General features: G+C 50.6%; 17 protein-coding genes. 13 read left to right on the top strand and 4 right to left on the bottom strand.

Translation table 11 applies throughout. From position 1 onward, the window contains the following. Positions 1 to 21: 21 nt before the first annotated feature. Positions 22 to 1,185, top strand: coding sequence for a glycosyltransferase family 4 protein (locus tag Psfp_RS07850; RefSeq protein WP_134217995.1), 1,164 nt, complete (start codon positions 22 to 24; stop codon positions 1,183 to 1,185). A gap of 101 nt (positions 1,186 to 1,286) precedes the next feature. Here the strand turns inward: Psfp_RS07850 and Psfp_RS07845 are convergent, their stop codons facing one another. Together Psfp_RS07845 and Psfp_RS07840 are read right to left on the bottom strand one after the other, a co-directional pair. Then, entirely contained in the window at positions 1,287 to 2,696 is a 1,410-nt protein-coding gene (locus Psfp_RS07845; protein WP_134217994.1) for a DUF1015 domain-containing protein, read from the bottom strand. A 75-nt stretch (positions 2,697 to 2,771) separates the two neighbouring features. Beyond that, positions 2,772 to 3,095: a nucleotide pyrophosphohydrolase gene (locus Psfp_RS07840; protein ID WP_134217993.1), complete on the bottom strand. Its 324-nt coding sequence runs from the start codon at positions 3,093 to 3,095 to the stop codon at positions 2,772 to 2,774. A 189-nt stretch (positions 3,096 to 3,284) separates the two neighbouring features. Between Psfp_RS07840 and Psfp_RS07835 the strand changes: the two genes are divergently transcribed. From Psfp_RS07835 to Psfp_RS07815, 5 genes are all read left to right on the top strand, one after another. Next, positions 3,285 to 4,001, top strand: coding sequence for a hypothetical protein (locus tag Psfp_RS07835; protein WP_134217992.1), 717 nt, complete (start codon positions 3,285 to 3,287; stop codon positions 3,999 to 4,001). A gap of 271 nt (positions 4,002 to 4,272) precedes the next feature. Then, complete coding sequence (hpt, locus tag Psfp_RS07830) at positions 4,273 to 4,857, top strand: hypoxanthine phosphoribosyltransferase (RefSeq protein WP_134217991.1); 585 nt, start codon at positions 4,273 to 4,275, stop codon at positions 4,855 to 4,857. After that, on the top strand, positions 4,820 to 6,361 hold the full coding sequence (gene guaA, locus Psfp_RS07825; RefSeq protein WP_134217990.1) for a glutamine-hydrolyzing GMP synthase: 1,542 nt from the start codon (positions 4,820 to 4,822) through the stop codon (positions 6,359 to 6,361). Before hpt ends, guaA begins: the two co-directional genes overlap by 38 nt. Positions 6,362 to 6,508: 147 nt before the next feature. Next, complete coding sequence (locus Psfp_RS07820; protein WP_134217989.1) at positions 6,509 to 6,697, top strand: type II toxin-antitoxin system HicA family toxin; 189 nt, start codon at positions 6,509 to 6,511, stop codon at positions 6,695 to 6,697. Between the two features lie 37 nt (positions 6,698 to 6,734). Beyond that, a complete protein-coding gene (locus Psfp_RS07815) occupies positions 6,735 to 7,166 on the top strand; it encodes a type II toxin-antitoxin system HicB family antitoxin (protein WP_134217988.1) in 432 nt (143 codons plus the stop codon). Between the two features lie 479 nt (positions 7,167 to 7,645). Here the strand turns inward: Psfp_RS07815 and Psfp_RS07805 are convergent, their stop codons facing one another. Next, complete coding sequence (locus Psfp_RS07805; protein WP_134217986.1) at positions 7,646 to 7,858, bottom strand: hypothetical protein; 213 nt, start codon at positions 7,856 to 7,858, stop codon at positions 7,646 to 7,648. A gap of 64 nt (positions 7,859 to 7,922) precedes the next feature. On the opposite strand from Psfp_RS07805, the gene Psfp_RS07800 reads away from it, so the two are divergent. Then, entirely contained in the window at positions 7,923 to 8,156 is a 234-nt protein-coding gene (locus tag Psfp_RS07800) for a helix-turn-helix transcriptional regulator (protein WP_134217985.1), read from the top strand. Positions 8,157 to 8,374: 218 nt separating this feature from the next. Then, positions 8,375 to 10,678: a PAS domain S-box protein gene (locus Psfp_RS07795; protein ID WP_134217984.1), complete on the top strand. Its 2,304-nt coding sequence runs from the start codon at positions 8,375 to 8,377 to the stop codon at positions 10,676 to 10,678. Positions 10,679 to 10,701: 23 nt separating this feature from the next. Here Psfp_RS07795 and Psfp_RS07790 read toward each other — a convergent pair whose 3' ends face one another. Further along, entirely contained in the window at positions 10,702 to 11,958 is a 1,257-nt protein-coding gene (locus Psfp_RS07790; protein WP_134217983.1) for a serine hydrolase domain-containing protein, read from the bottom strand. Between the two features lie 836 nt (positions 11,959 to 12,794). Here Psfp_RS07790 and purE point away from each other — a divergent pair. The 5 genes from purE (at position 12,795) to Psfp_RS22475 (ending at position 17,271) form a co-directional block, all read left to right on the top strand. After that, a complete protein-coding gene (gene purE / locus Psfp_RS07785) occupies positions 12,795 to 13,319 on the top strand; it encodes a 5-(carboxyamino)imidazole ribonucleotide mutase (RefSeq protein WP_134217982.1) in 525 nt (174 codons plus the stop codon). A gap of 33 nt (positions 13,320 to 13,352) precedes the next feature. After that, positions 13,353 to 14,648, top strand: coding sequence for an adenylosuccinate lyase (purB, locus tag Psfp_RS07780; protein WP_134217981.1), 1,296 nt, complete (start codon positions 13,353 to 13,355; stop codon positions 14,646 to 14,648). A 265-nt stretch (positions 14,649 to 14,913) separates the two neighbouring features. Next, complete coding sequence (purC, locus tag Psfp_RS07775) at positions 14,914 to 15,633, top strand: phosphoribosylaminoimidazolesuccinocarboxamide synthase (protein WP_134217980.1); 720 nt, start codon at positions 14,914 to 14,916, stop codon at positions 15,631 to 15,633. A 67-nt stretch (positions 15,634 to 15,700) separates the two neighbouring features. After that, positions 15,701 to 17,158, top strand: a complete 1,458-nt coding sequence (purF, locus tag Psfp_RS07770) for an amidophosphoribosyltransferase (RefSeq protein ID WP_134217979.1) — start codon at positions 15,701 to 15,703, stop codon at positions 17,156 to 17,158. Then, on the top strand, positions 17,149 to 17,271 hold the full coding sequence (locus Psfp_RS22475; protein ID WP_282432478.1) for a hypothetical protein: 123 nt from the start codon (positions 17,149 to 17,151) through the stop codon (positions 17,269 to 17,271). The genes purF and Psfp_RS22475 overlap by 10 nt, the downstream gene beginning before the upstream one ends. The last annotated feature ends 67 nt before the right edge of the window (positions 17,272 to 17,338 follow it).

Below are 17,338 nucleotides of genomic sequence, written 5' to 3'. Positions count from 1 at the left end.
AAAAAAACCGAGGGTGTTTATGTGAAACCGGTCAGAATTTTATATATCATAACCTTATCGGAAATTGGCGGGGCGCAAAAGGTAGTATATCATCTTGCCGCCGGGTTGGAACCCGGTCTTTTTGATATAACTGTGGCTTGCGCGCCTGGTGGTGAATTAGTCGGCTGGTTGCGCGGCTTGCCGGAAACAATAGAGGTTTTTGAGCTTCCGGAACTAAAAAGAGACATCTCGCCTCTGGACGATTTCAAAGCCTTGTGGAAGCTCTATTCCATAATCAGAAAAGGAAATTTTGATATTGTTCACTGCCACAGCTCCAAGGCCGGTATACTGGGGAGGTTAGCCGCCAGGCTGGCTGGAGTCCCTGCTATTTACTTCACCGCCCACGGCTGGGGACTTCATGCATATCAGAACTGGGTTGCCAGGCTGTTTTTCATCTGGGCGGAAAGGTTGGCCGGGACGGTTAGCACAAAAGTGATCTGCGTTTCGGAAGCAGATTTAATAAAGGGGAAAGCATTAAAGCTTGCTCCCACCGAAAAGTTTACCTTGATTCATAACGGTCTACCCGAGCCTGATCAAAATGATGGCTTGCTACGAGGGGAATTTGGATTTAGCAAGGAAGACGTAGTGATAGGAACGGTGGCTCGCCTGGCCCCTCAGAAAGACCCGATATTTTTGTTGCAGGTGGCAGAGAGGATATTGAGTCGGCAAAACAGCTATGCGGGCCAACGACAGCCTTTTTTTGTGATGATCGGTGACGGACCGCTCAGGTCAAGCTGCAAAGCATATCTTACGGCAAAGAGGATTGACAAGAGTGTCTTTCTGCTGGGTTCGCGTGAGGAAGCGGCATGTCTGATGCGGGACTTCGATGTCTTCGTCCTCTTTTCACGTTGGGAGGGGCTGCCGCTGACCATCATTGAGGCGATGCTGGGGGGGTGCCCGGTTGCAGCCACCAAGGTCGGGGGTGTCGGTGAGCTGGTGGAGGATGGAAAGACGGGTCTTTTAATCGACGAATCTGACCTAGCTGCGGCTGAAGCTGCTCTCATGGACTTGATTGCCAATCCTTCCAAGCGCCGGGCTATGGGTAAAGCTGGTAGGGAGCGTGCTCTGCAACTGTTCAGCATAGATAGCATGATTCAAAAGTACAGGGATCTGTACCTTGAGCGTCTCCCGGGTTGCAGGCAATAGAATAGTACTGAAATTCACTGGCGAATGCATGAAAGAATGTGCGAATGAGCTGTCGATAATGCGGCGCCGCCGCCCGGTTTAAGCCGGGCTGTTGGCATGTTCTAGAGCGGATTAATAACCAGCCCTGTAATAAATTTCGGGTAAAAGTAGGTACTTTTCTGCGGCATCTTTTCTCCCTGGGCGGCAACCTCGGTAACTTCTTCAACCAGGGTCGGGTTCAGGAAAAAGGCCAACTGGTATTCACCCCGGTCAACCGCCGCCAGCGCTCCTTCTTCTTCCTGGGTGTAGGTAATATGTTCAGCTCTGGCCCGCAGTTTACCGCAGATGCCTAAATATTTTTCTATTACCAGCGTGTGCAGCACTGCGACGTCCAGCCTTTGCCAGACGGGGGGCTTGTCCTGCGGCATTATACCCGCCAGGTCCCTCTCATTAATCAAGGAAAGTAAATAAAGCTTGTTGTCCCCGGTATAGAGACCGAAGACGTTTTTCTTAATATCGCCTGGGTGCGGCTTCCCATGCTCGCCCATGACACCTAGAAAGTCCTGGAGGTTGCTTCTGTCCGCCGCCAGGGGATATTCTTTCACCGAGAAGTTTTCTTTTAACTGTTCAATCAACTTGCTTCTGTTAAAGCCGGTAACGTTTTTGACCAGCCGGTGCGTTGGCAAAATGACCAGACCCGGGTCGTACAGGTTGACCAGGGTCATCATGACGTAATTGTAGGCCGGGTCGGCGCTGGACGAACAGCAGGAAACACCTTGCGGGGTGGTGGAGCAGGAACTGGCCGCGCTTACCAATCTGTCTGCAGGTCTTTGGCCTGAAAGCTCGCGCTCCCTTTTATAATTCAAGGCAGTTTCGTAACGGTGGTGGCCGTCGGCAATAAAAATACGCCTGCCGGCCATAGCTTCCTGGACCTTGCCGATGGCGCCGGCATCCTGGACAACCCACATCCGGTGCGTCTCACCGTTGCTGCCGGTGAAATGGATATCCGGCTCGCGGTCTCCTGCAGCCTGCTTTAAGATACGGTCCACCATTTTTTCCTGGTCGGCGTACAAGCTGAAAACAGGGCTGAAATTGGCCATACAGGTCCTCATCAGCTCCAGCCGGTCAGCCTTATGTTTGGTCATGGTCTCTTCATGCGGCAGTACTATGCCTTTTTCGTACGGTTCCAGTCTCACTCCGCAGATACAGCAGCTGCGTACGACCCTTTCGCCGGCCAGACTGAACTCCTGCTCGTAATAGTAAAGGGCCGGGGCCGTTTCGGAGACCAGAACCTCCTCTTTCAGCCAGGCGCTGAGATCGGCGGAAGCCCGGGTGTAGCGGTTGTTGGTTTCGTCGTCCCCCGGCAAGATCCTGCCGTATTCCAGACGGATGATGTTATAAGGGTGGCGCTGATAGAATCCCTCCTGGGCAGCGGCGTCGATGACATCGTAGGGCGGTGTGACCACCTCATCCAGTTTGGCCGCTTTGGCCGGATTGTAGCGTAAACCCTGAATCGGTATAATTATTGCCATTCAATAGTTCCTCCATGATTCCAGTAAATAAAACTTTCGACCACTTGAGTGATCATGGTTGGTTGAGAACCGCTGCTACGGGTTTTCCTTCCTGGTATACCTGTCACTGTCACGGTAGCGGTACTTGGCCATAACCCTTTTGAAAGCGTCTTCCAGGTTTATATTGAGGGAATTGGCGTAACAAAGCAGGATGAACAAAATATCCGCAATTTCCAGCGCCAGGTCACCGATCGGCTCGTCCTGTTTTTTGGGCTTTTCCCCGTACTGGTGGTTAATCTCCCGCGCCAGTTCTCCCACTTCTTCCGTCAAGCACGCCATCATCGAGAGGGGGCTCCAGTAACCCTCTTCGAATTGGCTGATCCAATTATCTACTTCTGCCTGCATATCTTTGATTTCCAAATATATTTCCTCCATAAAGTCCACTTGGAACTGGTATGAGTAAATTTTACCCTGTTTCTCTCTCTCGCGCAAGTTTAGGATGTTTTTAACTAATTATTAGCACGGGACCTTCTTGAACTGTCATATTTACCTCACAATATCAGTAAAATAGGATAAGTTTTAATTTTTCTAAAGAAACGGGGGATGACCGTGCAGCGTCCGCGTTGGTTGGTTCTGAAAAGGAGAGCGGTTGTTCCTTCACTGGCGCTGGCTCTGGTATTATTTTTGGTGATTTGGGGCGTCGGGCAGCTGATTTCCCGCGGAGCCGGCAAAGTTCCACCCCAGGAAATGCTCAAGACCGGGTTGGAAAAGACGAAAGCCAGCGTGAGTTTCCGCTACCAGGCTGAAACCAGGCTGACTTCGGAAGGTAAGAGCGATATGGAGTTCTTTAGCAAGGTGGAAGGAGAAATGGTTGCCCCGGCCAATATCCACATGCAGGGTACCATGATGAATACTCCCATTGAGTTTATTCAGGTGGGCGACAGCTCCTATTTTAAGGACCAGCCAAGCGGCAGGTGGGTGACTCTCACCGGCAACAGGCTGGCTGATTCCGAGCTTTTTTATGCCGAACTGAACCCCCTGGCCTATTTTAATTTCAAGGACGTCCCCGAACTAAAATATGCGGGGACAGAGATAGTCAACGGAGAGACGCTGCTCTTGCTGGAAATGCGCCCCAACCTGATGGATCCTTTTTTAGAACTGCGGCTTACTGATTATTATTATAAGGTGTGGTTGAGCCCGGAGGACTACCGCCTGCGCCAGGCTGTGCTGCAGGCCAAAGATAAGCACAATCCCAAGGGCGGTATCGAAATCAACCTCCGTTTCTGGGACTATGATAAAGTCCCTCCCATTAACCCGCCCGTTTAAGGTATTACATTCCTGCCGCTGAGTCGCGAACCGTCCCCTGGGGCGGCTTTTTATTCTTACGGGGCAATTCCCAAAAAAATGTGGTTCGAATTTCTTCGTACACGGCCCCATGGAAATGCAGTATATTATGGTTTAGTAGAATACTTTAAACCAATCCGCAGTTTTATGCGCTTGAAATCGCGCCAGTCGCAATTGACATGAGTTCATCAAAACTGTTATATATTAATATGTTAAATGTGAAGTGTATTTCATTAACGGGGGGCTTTAGTGGATGCATCCGGACTGTGAAAGGATCCTCTTGACAGAAGAAGAGATACGTTTAAAAGTAAAGGAACTGGCCGCGCAGATATCCCGTGACTACGCAGATAAGGAACTGTTGGTGGTTGGTATCCTGAAGGGGTCGGTTATCTTCCTGGCCGACCTGGTGCGAAATATCTCCGTGCCCACCTGTTTTGACTTTATGGCTGTCTCCAGCTACGGGGCTTCCTCCAAGTCCTCCGGGGTGGTGCGGATTTTGAAGGACCTGGACCAGGGTATCGAAGGACGGCATGTCCTCATCGTGGAAGATATTGTTGATACCGGTCTCACCCTCAGCTATCTGGTGGAAAACCTCAAAACCCGCGGACCGGCCAGTCTAAAAATCTGCACCCTGCTGGACAAACCATCCAGGCGTGTTGTTGATGTAGATGTTCACTATAACGGTTTCAAAATAGAGAACCATTTTGTAGTGGGTTACGGGCTTGACTTTAACGGGCTGTACCGGAATCAACCCTGCATCATGGTTTTAAAACCGGACATATACAAAGGGGGAAAAAAACATGACTCTGCCCGAGCAGGAATTGGTAATCGTCCTTGATTTTGGCGGCCAGTACAGCCATTTAATTGCCAGGCGCATCCGGGAGCTGAAGGTCTTCTGCGAGATGCTGCCCTTTTCGACCCCGGTGGCGGAAATCGCCGCCAAAAAGCCGAAAGGCATCGTTTTTTCCGGTGGCCCCTCCAGCGTCTACCAGGACAAGGCGCCGACCTGCGACCCTGCCATATATGAAACAGGTATCCCTATCCTGGGTATCTGCTACGGGATGCAGTTGATGGCCCAGCAGCTTGGCGGCGGGGTATCCCGGGCCGTCCAGCGGGAATACGGCAAGACCGGGCTTAATGTCCTGGAGCGGGACAAGCTGTTGGGTTGTATGGAACCTGTGGAGCAGTGCTGGATGAGCCACGGTGACCGCGTAGAAAAAGCTCCACCCGGTTTCTCTATTACCGCGAGTACGGATCACTCCCCTGTTGCAGCCATGGTCTGCCCGGACCGCAGGCTCTATGCCGTGCAGTTTCATCCGGAAGTGGTGCATACCCCCAAAGGCCAGGATGTGTTGAAGGCCTTTCTTTACGATATCTGCGGCTGTCACGGCCTCTGGACCATGGGTTCCTTTCTGGAGCGGGCAGTGGCGGAGGTTAAGCGGCGGGTAGGCGACAAAAAGGTGCTATGCGGCTTAAGCGGCGGGGTCGACTCTTCGGTTGCCGCCGTGCTGGTGCAGCGGGCGGTGGGCGACCAGCTCACCTGCGTTTTTGTCAACCAGGGTCTCCTGCGTAAAGGGGAGGCGGAACAAGTCCAGAAGACTTTTCGGGAAAAATTTAAGATAAATCTGGTTTATGTCGACGCCAGGGAGAGGTTTTTGTCCAAGTTGGCCGGGGTTACCGATCCTGAACGGAAGAGAAAGATTATCGGTGAGGAGTTCATCCGCGTTTTTGAGGACGAGGCCGCCAGGCTCGGCGATATTGATTTCCTGGTCCAGGGCACCCTTTACCCGGACGTGGTGGAGAGCGGCACGGCCACAGCGGCGGTGATCAAAAGCCACCATAACGTGGGCTGCCTCCCGGAGGACATGAAGTTTGAACTGGTGGAACCGTTGCGCTGGCTGTTCAAGGACGAGGTCAGGGCGCTTGGCGAGGAGATGGATCTGCCGGAAGAGGTGGTCTGGCGGCAGCCTTTCCCCGGTCCCGGCATGGCTGTACGGGTATTGGGCGAGGTCACCGCTGAGAAGGTGGCGGTGGTACAGGAAGCCGACGCCATCGTGGAGGAGGAAATCCGCAAAGCCGGCCTCTACCGCCGGATCTGGCAGTCCTTTGCCATCCTGCCGGATATGAAGAGCGTCGGCGTGATGGGGGACGAGCGTACCTATTCCTATACGGTCGCCATCCGGGCCGTTATGAGCAACGACGCCATGACCGCCGACTGGGTGCGCCTGCCCTACGAGGTGCTGGAAGCGATCTCCTCACGCATTGTTAGCGAGATCAAGGAAGTCAACCGGGTGGTCTACGACATCACTTCGAAGCCCCCGGCGACAATTGAGTGGGAGTAAAGGAAAAAATCCCCGGAAGCCTGAAATCATGCGGGCTTTCGGGGTTATTTTTTTATTCAAAGAATAATGCGCATAAAATATACGTATATTTTTACTGACATACGCATAAAATGGGCGTATAATGGATAATGTAAGGAGGGGAAGACATTGACGATCCGGGAAATCCTGAAGATGCTGCATAAGGATGGATGGTATGAAGTGCCGAGCAGGACCAAAGGCTCGCACATTCAGTTGAAGCATCCAACAAAGCCCGGCAAAGTCACTGTCCCAAACCATTCAGGTGATATCCCCACCGGGACATTACGCAGCATAAAAAAGCAGGCAGGGCTAAAATAACCAAGCCCCACCTGCCGCGAGAAAGGAGTTTATGCATATGCGCAAGTTGTCATATTTGGCTGTTTTTGAGCCCAGCAAGGACGGATACGGCGTATACTTCCCGGATCTCCCTGGCTGCGTCAGCTTTGGAGCGACCTTTGAAGAGGCGCAGCGTGAGGCGGCCGACGCGCTCGGGCTGCACATTTATGGGATGGAAAAAGACGGAGAGCCGATTCCGGAGCCTTCAAAAGTGCCGGAGATAGACCCCGATACCGCGCCCGGTTATTTGGTTTCTCCGGTTGTTATTTTTCCTGACATGGTGAAAAATGAACTGGACAATAAACGGGTAAAGACCAATATCACCCTGCCGGCATGGCTCAAGGAGGCTGCCGAGCAAAAGGGCGTAAATTATTCGAGGGTGCTCGAGACCGCGCTGCTTGATTATCTTAACATGCCGCCGAGCCCAAAACCACCGGGGCAGAGCAGATAGAGGCCGCATAATAGCCGTACGAAAAGGTATTCTCAAGCCCTTTCCTTAATCGAGTGGGAGTAAAATCAACAATCCTGCAAATGCTTGTAAAATCAGCATTTGCAGGATTAATTGATGCATGGTGCTTCTAAAATGCTTCTAATCCTGAAGAAAATAAAAACGGGTTACTTTCCGTTACGGCTTCGGAGGTATCAGCCTGACTGTGCAATGCTTGCAGTTTGGCGGATACCTCCGTTTGTTTGTTGGAGTAAAGATAGCTGTAGGTTTCCAGTGATGATCTTCTGCTGACTTAACCGTTGGTAAGGTTTGAAGATGATAATGGTTTACGTTCTCTAAATCAATATCTGTCGGAGTCAGCGCCATCAGTTCCCTGATACGTATCCCTGTGTAGTAGGTCATAAAGGCGGCGAAAACCAGGAGAAAACAGAGCAATAAACACATCTAATTCAGCAAGCATAATACAGCCGGAGGTGGCGGTTTTATTCGTTGGCCTCCGTTTTTTCGTCTATCACGTTGGGCAGAATAAGAGGCATATCCTCACTTTCGATGTATTCGTTTTCCCCGTCCCGCTGGGCCTTTTGTAGTTGATCGATGGCGGATTTCACTGCGTTGAAAAGCGAAAAATACATGTTCTTGTAGTCGGGTATGGTATATCTCCCCTTTGCTCCGTTATCAGAGCAATTATAACTCATTTCTTTTCTATAATCAAGAAGAAAATGCTCCGTATTTAGAACAAAGAAAAGTGGTTGATCGTAAATGGGCCAAAGCATCAAGGCCGATAAAAATATCGGCGAAAATATCCGCAAGTGGAGAAACGCCAAAGGCATGACGCAGGAACAACTTTCGGCGCAATTGCAGGTGTGCGGCTGTGACATCTCGCGCGGGACGCTGGCAAAAATCGAAGCGGGCATCCGCCATATTTCCGTAAAAGAATTAAACGCAGTCAAGGCCATCTTGGATATCGCATACGACGATTTTTTCACGCAGTAAAGCGCGGCGCAGCCGCTCAAAGGGGTTTGGGGATGCTTTTCCAACAGGCGAAAGGGGCTGGATTTTCCGTCAGGAAAAATCCAGCCCCTTTTCGGAAAGCATGATAAAATGCGAAATATTTTAACCACGACAAATAACGACACATTCCCCGAAGGTAAAAACAGAACTTATGTACAATAGCAAAATGTATAATTTATTGTCGAGAGGATGAATGTCATTTGAGTATCATAAGAGAGGCAGCTCCCGGAGTTTTAATAAAATGCAATGACATTACCAACTCGGACGGTACCGGCTTGACCAGGGAAAAGACTCCAGACATTTCAGAGCTTGAAGCAGTCAATTTACAACTTAAAGAGGAAGTTGAAAGAATAAAAAAGTCGGAAGAAATTTTAGAAGTATTATTAAAACATACAATTTTCCCGGTAGCTATCCTTGACAGAAATTATAATTTTGTGCGTGTTAACGAAGCCTATGCAAAAGCAGGCGGGCGTAATGTCGATGACTTTCCCGGTCATAATCACTTTGAATTCTACCCCTCCGATGCTAAAGAAATCTTTGATCATGTGGTGAGGACGAAAGAAACCTATAAGGTTTCTGCAAGACCTTGCACCTACAATGACCAACCCGAACGGGGGGTTACTTATTGGGATTGGACGCTTGCGCCTGTGCTTGATTCGTCCGGAGAAGTCGATTTATTGATTCTCACTTTGTGTGATATTACTGAACATGTTAGATTTAAAGAAAAGCTGTCTGCAAGTGAAGAACATTACCGTTCCATTTATGATAACAGCCACGATGGTATTATCTTGAGTCATGTAGAAGGCGCAATCATATCAGCCAATCCCGCGGCTTGCCGTATGTTTGGCGGAACAGAAGAGGAGTTGTGTGCTGTTGGCAGGAATGGAATCTTTGATTTGGATGACCCAAGGATTATGATAGCTGTTAAGGAAAGAGACCAGATAGGAAGCTACAACAGCGAGATGACATTGTTGCGCAAGAATGGAACTAGATTTTCGGGTGAAGTTACTTCGAACCTGTTTAAGGATCAGAATGGCCGTATTTTAGCCAGCACGATTATTAGGGACATCACAAAGCGTAAGAAATCGGAAGAGGCCCTCCGTTTATCTGAAGAAAAATTCTCAAAAGCCTTTTATAACAGTCAAGCTATGATGTCTATTACCAGGCTTAGCGATAACGAGTTAATTAATGTGAATAAGACTTTTGCGGAAGCCTTGGGTTACGACCGGAAAGAGCTTATAGGTAAAACTATTTATGAACTGAATATCTGGGCGGACCTGAAAGAAAGACAGGATATGCTGAGAAAACTGTTTGAAAATGGTTATGTCAAAAATCTTGAAATTATGTTCAAGAAAAGGTCGGGAGAGAGCGTTTATGCAATTTCTTCTTTTAATATTTTTGACGTAGAGGGCGAGAAGTGTTTACTTTCTTCCTTTATAGATATAACAGAACGTAAGATAATTGAAGAGAATTTGCGTGTATCGGAAGAACTGTTTTTTAAAGCTTTTAATACGAACCCGCTTCCGATGATCATAGTGTCAATGAACCATGGAGCGTTTGTGGAAGTTAACGAAGCTTTCACCAAAAGAAACGGTTATGACAAAGAGGAATTAATGGGCGTCAGGATGACTGATATCCATCATTGGGTTGACATAAATCAGTATTTTGAGTTTATTGAGGATATTAGAAAAGAAGGTTCCATAAATAACCATGATGTCAGATTTCGCAAAAAATCAGGTGAGATATGGAGAGCCTTGTTGTCAGGGGTTATCATTATGTGGAATAATGAGCAATGCACCCTGGCAATCGCTAATGATATTACAGAACTAAGACGTTACCAGAGAGAAATTGAGCGTTTAGAACGTCTAAACTTAATCGGAGAAATGTCAGCCAGTATTTCTCATGAGATAAGAAATCCAATGACCACTGTCAGAGGCTTCCTGCAGTTGTTTTTGAAAAGGGAAAGGTATGCCCAGGACAAAGATTACATACTTTTGATGATAGAGGAGCTGGATCGGGCTAATTCAATTATCACAGAGTTCCTTGCCCTTGCCAAAAATAAGGCTGTTGAATTGAAGAGCCAGAGTCTAAATAAGATAATAGAGACCCTCTTCCCTCTGCTTCAGGCCGAAGCCATGAAACAAGATAAAATTATTGAACTGGAACTTGGTGATATTCCGTATGTAACCTTTGATAAAAATGAGATTCACCAGCTTATCCTTAACCTTGTTCTTAACGGTCTCGAGGCAATGCCGGCAGGAGGCTGTATAACCATCAAGACGTTCCAGGAACGCGCTCAGGTAGTCCTTGCTGTGCAGGACCATGGGACAGGGATTGCTCCGGAGGTCCTTGAAAAAATAGGCACGCCTTTCTTTACAACCAAGGAGAATGGCACCGGGCTGGGAGTGGCCATATGCTACAGCATTGCTCAGAGGCATAATGCCAGGATAGATATAGCGACTGATTCCAACGGGACAACTTTTTACGTTAGGTTTAAGGCTTAACAGCGCTTGGTTGCTTTACTTGCTTATGGGGCCGGTCCGGGCGGGCCGGCGAACTGTGCGTAAATCCGGTTGATTACACTCTCTTCGATGTTTTTATACCCGCTCTTTAAAAACTCATAACAACCGCCGTTGGTCACGAAAATAACCCCGTTGTTTTCGTCACGGTCAAAATACATGTCGCTGACCAGGCCGCAGGCATCCCCGGCGTGTCCGGTCAGCCTCCTGCCCGCCAGGGCGTCGGTGATGTGGAACATTAGACCCATCTGCCTGAAGAACCCTGCCAATCCGAAACCGCACCAATGTATCTGGTGCATCAGATCAACAGCAGCGCTGCTTAGAATACGGACATCGCCATAAACACCCCCGTTCATATGAGCAATCGTGAACTTGGCCAGGTCAAGCACACTTGTCCTGACCGCCCCCGCCGGGCCGATATAGAAGTTCCCCAAAGGGTGTTGATATGTCCTTCTGGATGGCCTCTGGCCTTCCGGGTAGTAATCGCAGGCCGGGGAAAACCTGCCGTCTCCGCTCGTTTCATAAAGAACGGCGATTTTTTGGTGATTGACGATATCGGCCGGCACATAGCTGGCATCCATCCCCAGCGGCTTAAAGATGTGGTTTATGGCATACCGGTCGAAACGTTCCCCTGAGAGCATTTCCACCAGAGCGCCGATGATGCCGGCGCCGAAATTGGAGTAGTTGAAACGGGCGCCCGGCCGGTAGTCGCCCCAGGTCAAACTGCTGTAAGCCTCACTGCCGGGGACCAGGAGTTCCCTTAAGGGAGGTGGGTTGGGTGAACTTAAAGCCGCCGCATATCCGCCGGTATCCAGGATGCTGGAGGTATGGGTTAAGAGCATGTGGAACGTAATTTTATCATCAGGATAATGCGGGTTTCTAACCGGGTAGCCCAGGCAACTGCTGATATCGCTGTCGAGGCGGAAGAGACCAGACTCCCAGAGCTGCATCAGTGCGGTAGCGGTTATGGTTTTGGAAATCGAGGCTATCCTGTAGATAGTATCGGGGCCTGCCGGGCGGCTTTTCTCTAAATCAGCCCACCCATAGCCATTGGCCCAGACCACCCCGCTATCCTTGACAAAGGCTGCGGAGACTCCGACGATTTGACTCTTATGCATTTCCTCCAGGATCGCAGTATCCAGGATGTTTTGGGGGACATTGGGGTAAGGTTTTAGGCTGACCTCTTGTGGTGGACCGGCCTGCTCCGGCCAAAAAGGTTCGGCCGGGTTGGCCTGTTGTTGCCAGTGGTACAGTGGACGGGACATATATATCCACCTCGCAGACCTCGTTTAAATACGGAAGCAGGGGGACGGGAAGCAGGGGGACGGTTCTTTTGCTTCCCTGAAAATAGCTTTACGGCTCAGAGCGAATCCCCCAAAATGCAGGGGCGAATTCAATCGCAAAGAAGTTACATTAGCCCCCATGCCGCCTGCCTGGTGTTTTCATGGCGCGGAGCGCCGCGCTGGCGGCGGGTGGAACTACTTTGTATATCTATATAAAATATGTATGTATCATACAAAAGAGCATACCCCATTAGAACCTTCATCTTTCCGGTTTGGCTGTGGTGCTGGAAGGTATTCCCGTGGCAATTAAGGGATATGACGGCTCACCGGAAAAAATTCCTGTAGCTTTATCCCCGTTATTTGGACAACAAGCCAATAGAAATACAGTATGAAATGTACATAAACTTAAAATAAAAGGGTTTTTGATGTTGAAATTCTTCTATAAACTTGTTAATATAAGGCTGTAATAAATCCAGCCCGTTTTGCATACGGGCATATTGTTTTGTATAACTTAGAACCACAAACGGGGAGAAAGTGTGCCTAGGGTTCCATGTCTTCAGCCTTTAGGGAAGGCAGTTCGGTCCAAGCGGCACAGGCCTGATGGAAATTGGCCGGTATTCGGTTTGTGTCTGCAGCCATTTCCTTATGGTTACACCGATCAGGGAGAAAAGCCCAGGCGGGTAGGTTTCACTCGAAATCCTATTCGTCCGGGCTTATGTTTTTTGGGGATTGGGATACTACTTGATATTAATAATATGATCAGGCCAAATGATATGGTGTTTGGTATGAATGTATTACCAAAGGGAGAGAAACTAAAAATGTCAAAAATCCTGGTTGGCATAGTCATGGGCAGTGATTCCGACCTGCCGGTAATGAGAGCGGCCTCCGATGTGCTGGAGGAATTGGGAATTCCCTGTGAAGTGGTCATATCCTCCGCCCACCGGGTTCCGGACAAGACCGCCGCATACGCCAGGACAGCTGTGGAGCGGGGCCTTGCGGTAATCATCGCCGGGGCCGGCCAGGCTGCCCACCTGGCGGGCGTAATAGCGGCCCATACTCCTCTACCGGTTATCGGCGTTCCCCTGCAGTCGGGTCCTCTTAGCGGGGTTGACGCTCTCTATGCCACTGTCCAAATGCCTTCCGGTATTCCGGTAGCCACCGTGGCTATCAACGGGGCCAAGAACGCCGGTATCCTTGCCGCCCAAATCATTGGCGCGACGGACTCTGCAGTGAGAGACAGGGTAACGGCTTTTAAGGATAAGCTGGCCAGACAGGTCACTGAAAAAGACGCCCTTTTAAATGAACTGGGCATCGACGGGTATCTGGAACGGTCGAGAAAATAAGGCATAAAAGCTGTTGAGTATGGAGGATTAACAATGATCGAAAGATACACTCTGCCTGAAATGAAGGCTGTCTGGTCCGAGGAAAACAAATTCCGCAAGTGGCTGGACGTTGAAATTTATGCCTGTGAAGCTTTGGCCGAGCTGGGTCAGGTGCCGCCGGCGGCGCTGGCTGAAATCAAGGAAAAAGCGAATTTTGATGTACAGCGTATTGCCGAAATTGAAGCTGTGACCAACCATGATATCATTGCCTTTACCACCAACGTGGCTGAGTATGTGGGCGAAGCCGGCAAGTACATCCACCTCGGCCTGACTTCCTCGGACGTTTTGGACACGGCTATGGCTGTCCTGATGAAAGAGGCCGGGCGATATCTGCTGGTAAGATTGGAAAAGCTGAAGGAAGCTCTTTTGGAAAAAGCCGTGGAGCACCGCAACACCGTGATGATCGGCCGTACCCACGGCATCCACGCCGAGCCCATCACCTTTGGTTTAAAAATGTTGCTCTGGGTAGACGAGGTAGAACGCTGTATCCAGAGAATGGAGCGGGCGGTGGAGATTATCAGCGTGGGTAAAATCTCCGGAGCGGTGGGGACCTACGCCAACATTAACCCGCGTGTAGAGGCGCATGTCTGCGCCAGGCTTGGCCTGGCGCCGGCCAAAGTGAGTACCCAGGTGCTGCAGCGCGACCGGCACGCCGAGTATTTGACCACGATCGCGGTTATCGGCAGTTCCCTGGACAAGTTCGCCACCGAACTGCGCAGCCTCCAGCGTACGGACATCCTTGAGGTTGAGGAGCAGTTCAAGAAGGGTCAGAAAGGGTCCTCGGCCATGCCGCACAAGCGCAATCCCATTACCGGCGAGCGTATCTCCGGGCTGGCCCGCCTCCTGCGCGGCAACGCTTTGGCCGCCATGGAAAACGTGGCCCTGTGGAACGAACGTGATATCTCTCATTCCTCGGTAGAGCGGGTCATTGTCCCCGACTCTACGATTACTCTGGACTACATGCTGGCCAAGCTCACCGACATTATCACCAACCTGCAGGTTTACCCGGAAAACATGTTGAAGAATATTGATCGCACCCATGGCTTGATTTTTTCTCAGCGGGTGCTGTTGGCCCTGGTGGAAGAGAAAGGCCTGACCAGGGAGCGTGCTTACGAGCTGGTGCAGCGCAACGCTATGCAGTCCTGGCGCACCGGAGAGAGCTTCCGCAGCCTGCTGCTGAAGGATGGTGATGTTGCTTCGCTCCTCACTCCTCAGGAGGTTGATGAACTCTTTGACTATAACTACCACCTGAAAAATGTTGATTTAATATACAGCAGGTTCGGCCTGTAGTTCACATAACACCGTCGTGGTTCCCGCAGCAGCGGATGAAATGGGTTGCCCACGGGCCCCGTCGGCGAACGTATCATGAAAGCACCAGGCGATGCAAGGGCGATTTCAAACCGCACACGGCGCGCTGGTGCCGGACCTGCATGACATTTGTGCGAATGAATTCGCGCTGCGAGCTAAACAGATGTACGGTTATTTTCAAGGAAGCAAAAGAACCGTCCCCCTGCTTCCGTTATTTTCAAAAATTAAGATGCGGGAGGTTTGACAAGTGCCTCGTCAACTTGAACGACTTTACGAAGGAAAGGCCAAGCGGGTTTACCGCACAGATGATCCGGATTTATACCTGGTGGAGTACAAGGACGACGCCACTGCCTTTAACGGCGCCAAAAAAGGGACCATACAAAATAAAGGCGTGCTTAACAACCAGATCTCGGGAGTGTTTTTCCGCATGCTGGAAGAGCGGGGGATACCTACCCACTTTGTAGAACTGGTCAGCGACCGGGAGATGCTGGTTAAAACACTGGAAATAGTACCGGTGGAGGTTGTGGTCCGCAATATTGCCGCCGGCAGCTTGGCCAAGCGCCTGGGACTGGCGGAAGGGACCGTCCTGTCCTCACCGGTTCTTGAGTATTACTACAAGAGCGATGAACTGGGCGACCCCATGATCAACGACTACCATATCAGGGCGCTTGGCCTGGCTTCTCCTGAACAAATGGAGCGGATCCGGGATATTGCCCTGGCTGTAAACAGTATCATGCTCGAATACCTGGCAGACAAAAATATCGATCTGGTAGACTTTAAACTTGAATTTGGTATACACAAAGGTGCGGTTATCCTGGGCGACGAGATTTCTCCTGATACCTGCCGTTTCTGGGATAAACACACCCGCGAAAAGCTGGACAAGGACCGCTTCCGCCGCGACCTGGGCAATGTTGAAGGAGCTTACGAAGAGGTTTTTAAACGGCTGACCGGGAAGAGTTTTAGTTAAACTTCCCATATCGTTAACAAGGTTTTAGAGAAGAGAAAATATAGAGATGTGGGAATGGAGGAGCAAAATGGCCGGGGATTTTGGAAATGGATACGATGAGGTCTTGCCGGTGGTTGACAAGCCGCGGGAAGAATGCGGTATTTTCGGTATCTACGGGCCGGGCTTTGACGTAGCCAGGCTTACCTACTATGGTCTTTACGCCCTGCAGCACCGCGGCCAGGAGAGCGCCGGGATAGCTGTCGGCAACGGCAGCAAGATTCGACTGGCTAAGGGTATGGGGTTGGTTTCAGATGTCTTCAACGACGAGAAACTGGGCAGCTTCCAGGGGCACTTGGCGATAGGACACGTACGCTACTCCACTACCGGCTCTAATAACCCGGCCAACGCCCAGCCTCTGGTTTTCAATTATTCCCGCGGGATGATTGGCCTGTCCCATAACGGCAACATCTCCAATATTGCCGAACTGCGCCGGCAATTGTCCTCGACCGGCTCGGTCTTCCAATCTACCACCGACAGCGAAGTCATTGTCAACCTGATTGCCCGTTACAGTCAGAACAGCCTGGTTGAGGCCATCGTCAAGTCCATGATCGATCTCAAAGGAGCCTACTCACTCCTGGTCCTGACGGAAAACAAACTGATTGGCATACGCGATCCCTTCGGCTTCCGCCCGCTGTGCCTGGGACGCAAAGGCGACGCTTATATTTTGGCCTCGGAATCCTGCGCTCTGGATACCATCGGAGCTGAATTTGTACGGGACCTGGAGCCGGGCGAAATCGTCGTGATTGACGAGGACGGTCTGCAATCGCTTCAGTCACTGCAGGTTCCCCGCCGGAAAGCGCACTGTATCTTTGAATACATTTACTTTGCCCGTCCCGACAGCCGCATCGACGGGTTCAACGTTAACCGTGTCCGGTACGAGATGGGTCGCCAATTGGCCAGGGAATATCCGGTTGAAGCGGACCTGGTGATACCGGTGCCGGATTCGGGGACGATCGCCGCCAGAGGCTTTGCCTGGGAATCCGGCATACCCTTTGAGGAGGGGCTGATGAAGAACCGCTATGTCGGCCGCACCTTTATTCAGCCTACGCAGGATATCAGGGAATTGGGAGTCAGGCTTAAACTGAACCCGGTCCGGCATATACTGCAGGGTAAGCGGGTGGTACTGATTGACGACTCCATCGTACGCGGCACCACCAGCGGCAAAATCGTGAGCATGGTACGGGAGTGCGGCGCCAGGGAGGTCCATTTCTGCCTGAGTTCTCCTCCTACCAAGCTGCCTTGCTATTACGGCATAGATACCTCCCTCAGTGAACTGATTGCCGCCCACAAAACGGTTGAGGAGATCAGGGAGTATATCAGCGCCGACGGCTTGCATTACCTGAGCCAGGAGGGCCTGCTGGGAATATTCGGTGAAGCGCGGGGCAACTTCTGCACTGCCTGCTTCAGCGGGGACTACCCCACCTATGTGCCCGATCCCAACCTGCAGGGCAAGCTGGTATTCGAGGAGGAGCACGGGTGCGGCTAAGTACAGGGGCTGAACATGCCGGCAGCAGCTTGGTGCGGATGATGCCCGGCAGGTACTTGAAACTATTTCTAAAGGCTAGCTGCATGACGGGACTAAACTCAACGATATTGTGACATAAGATTCTCATATTAGGTTTGCCCTACGCCTTGCGACAATAATATACAACCTTTAACTTATTTT

Origin of the sequence: Pelotomaculum sp. FP (assembly GCF_004369245.1) — a bacterium.
Taxonomy (GTDB): Bacteria; Bacillota; Desulfotomaculia; order Desulfotomaculales; family Pelotomaculaceae; genus Pelotomaculum_C; species Pelotomaculum_C schinkii.
The sequence above is the reverse complement of the archived record's forward strand: the minus strand, read 5'-3'. Positions and strand labels throughout refer to the sequence as shown.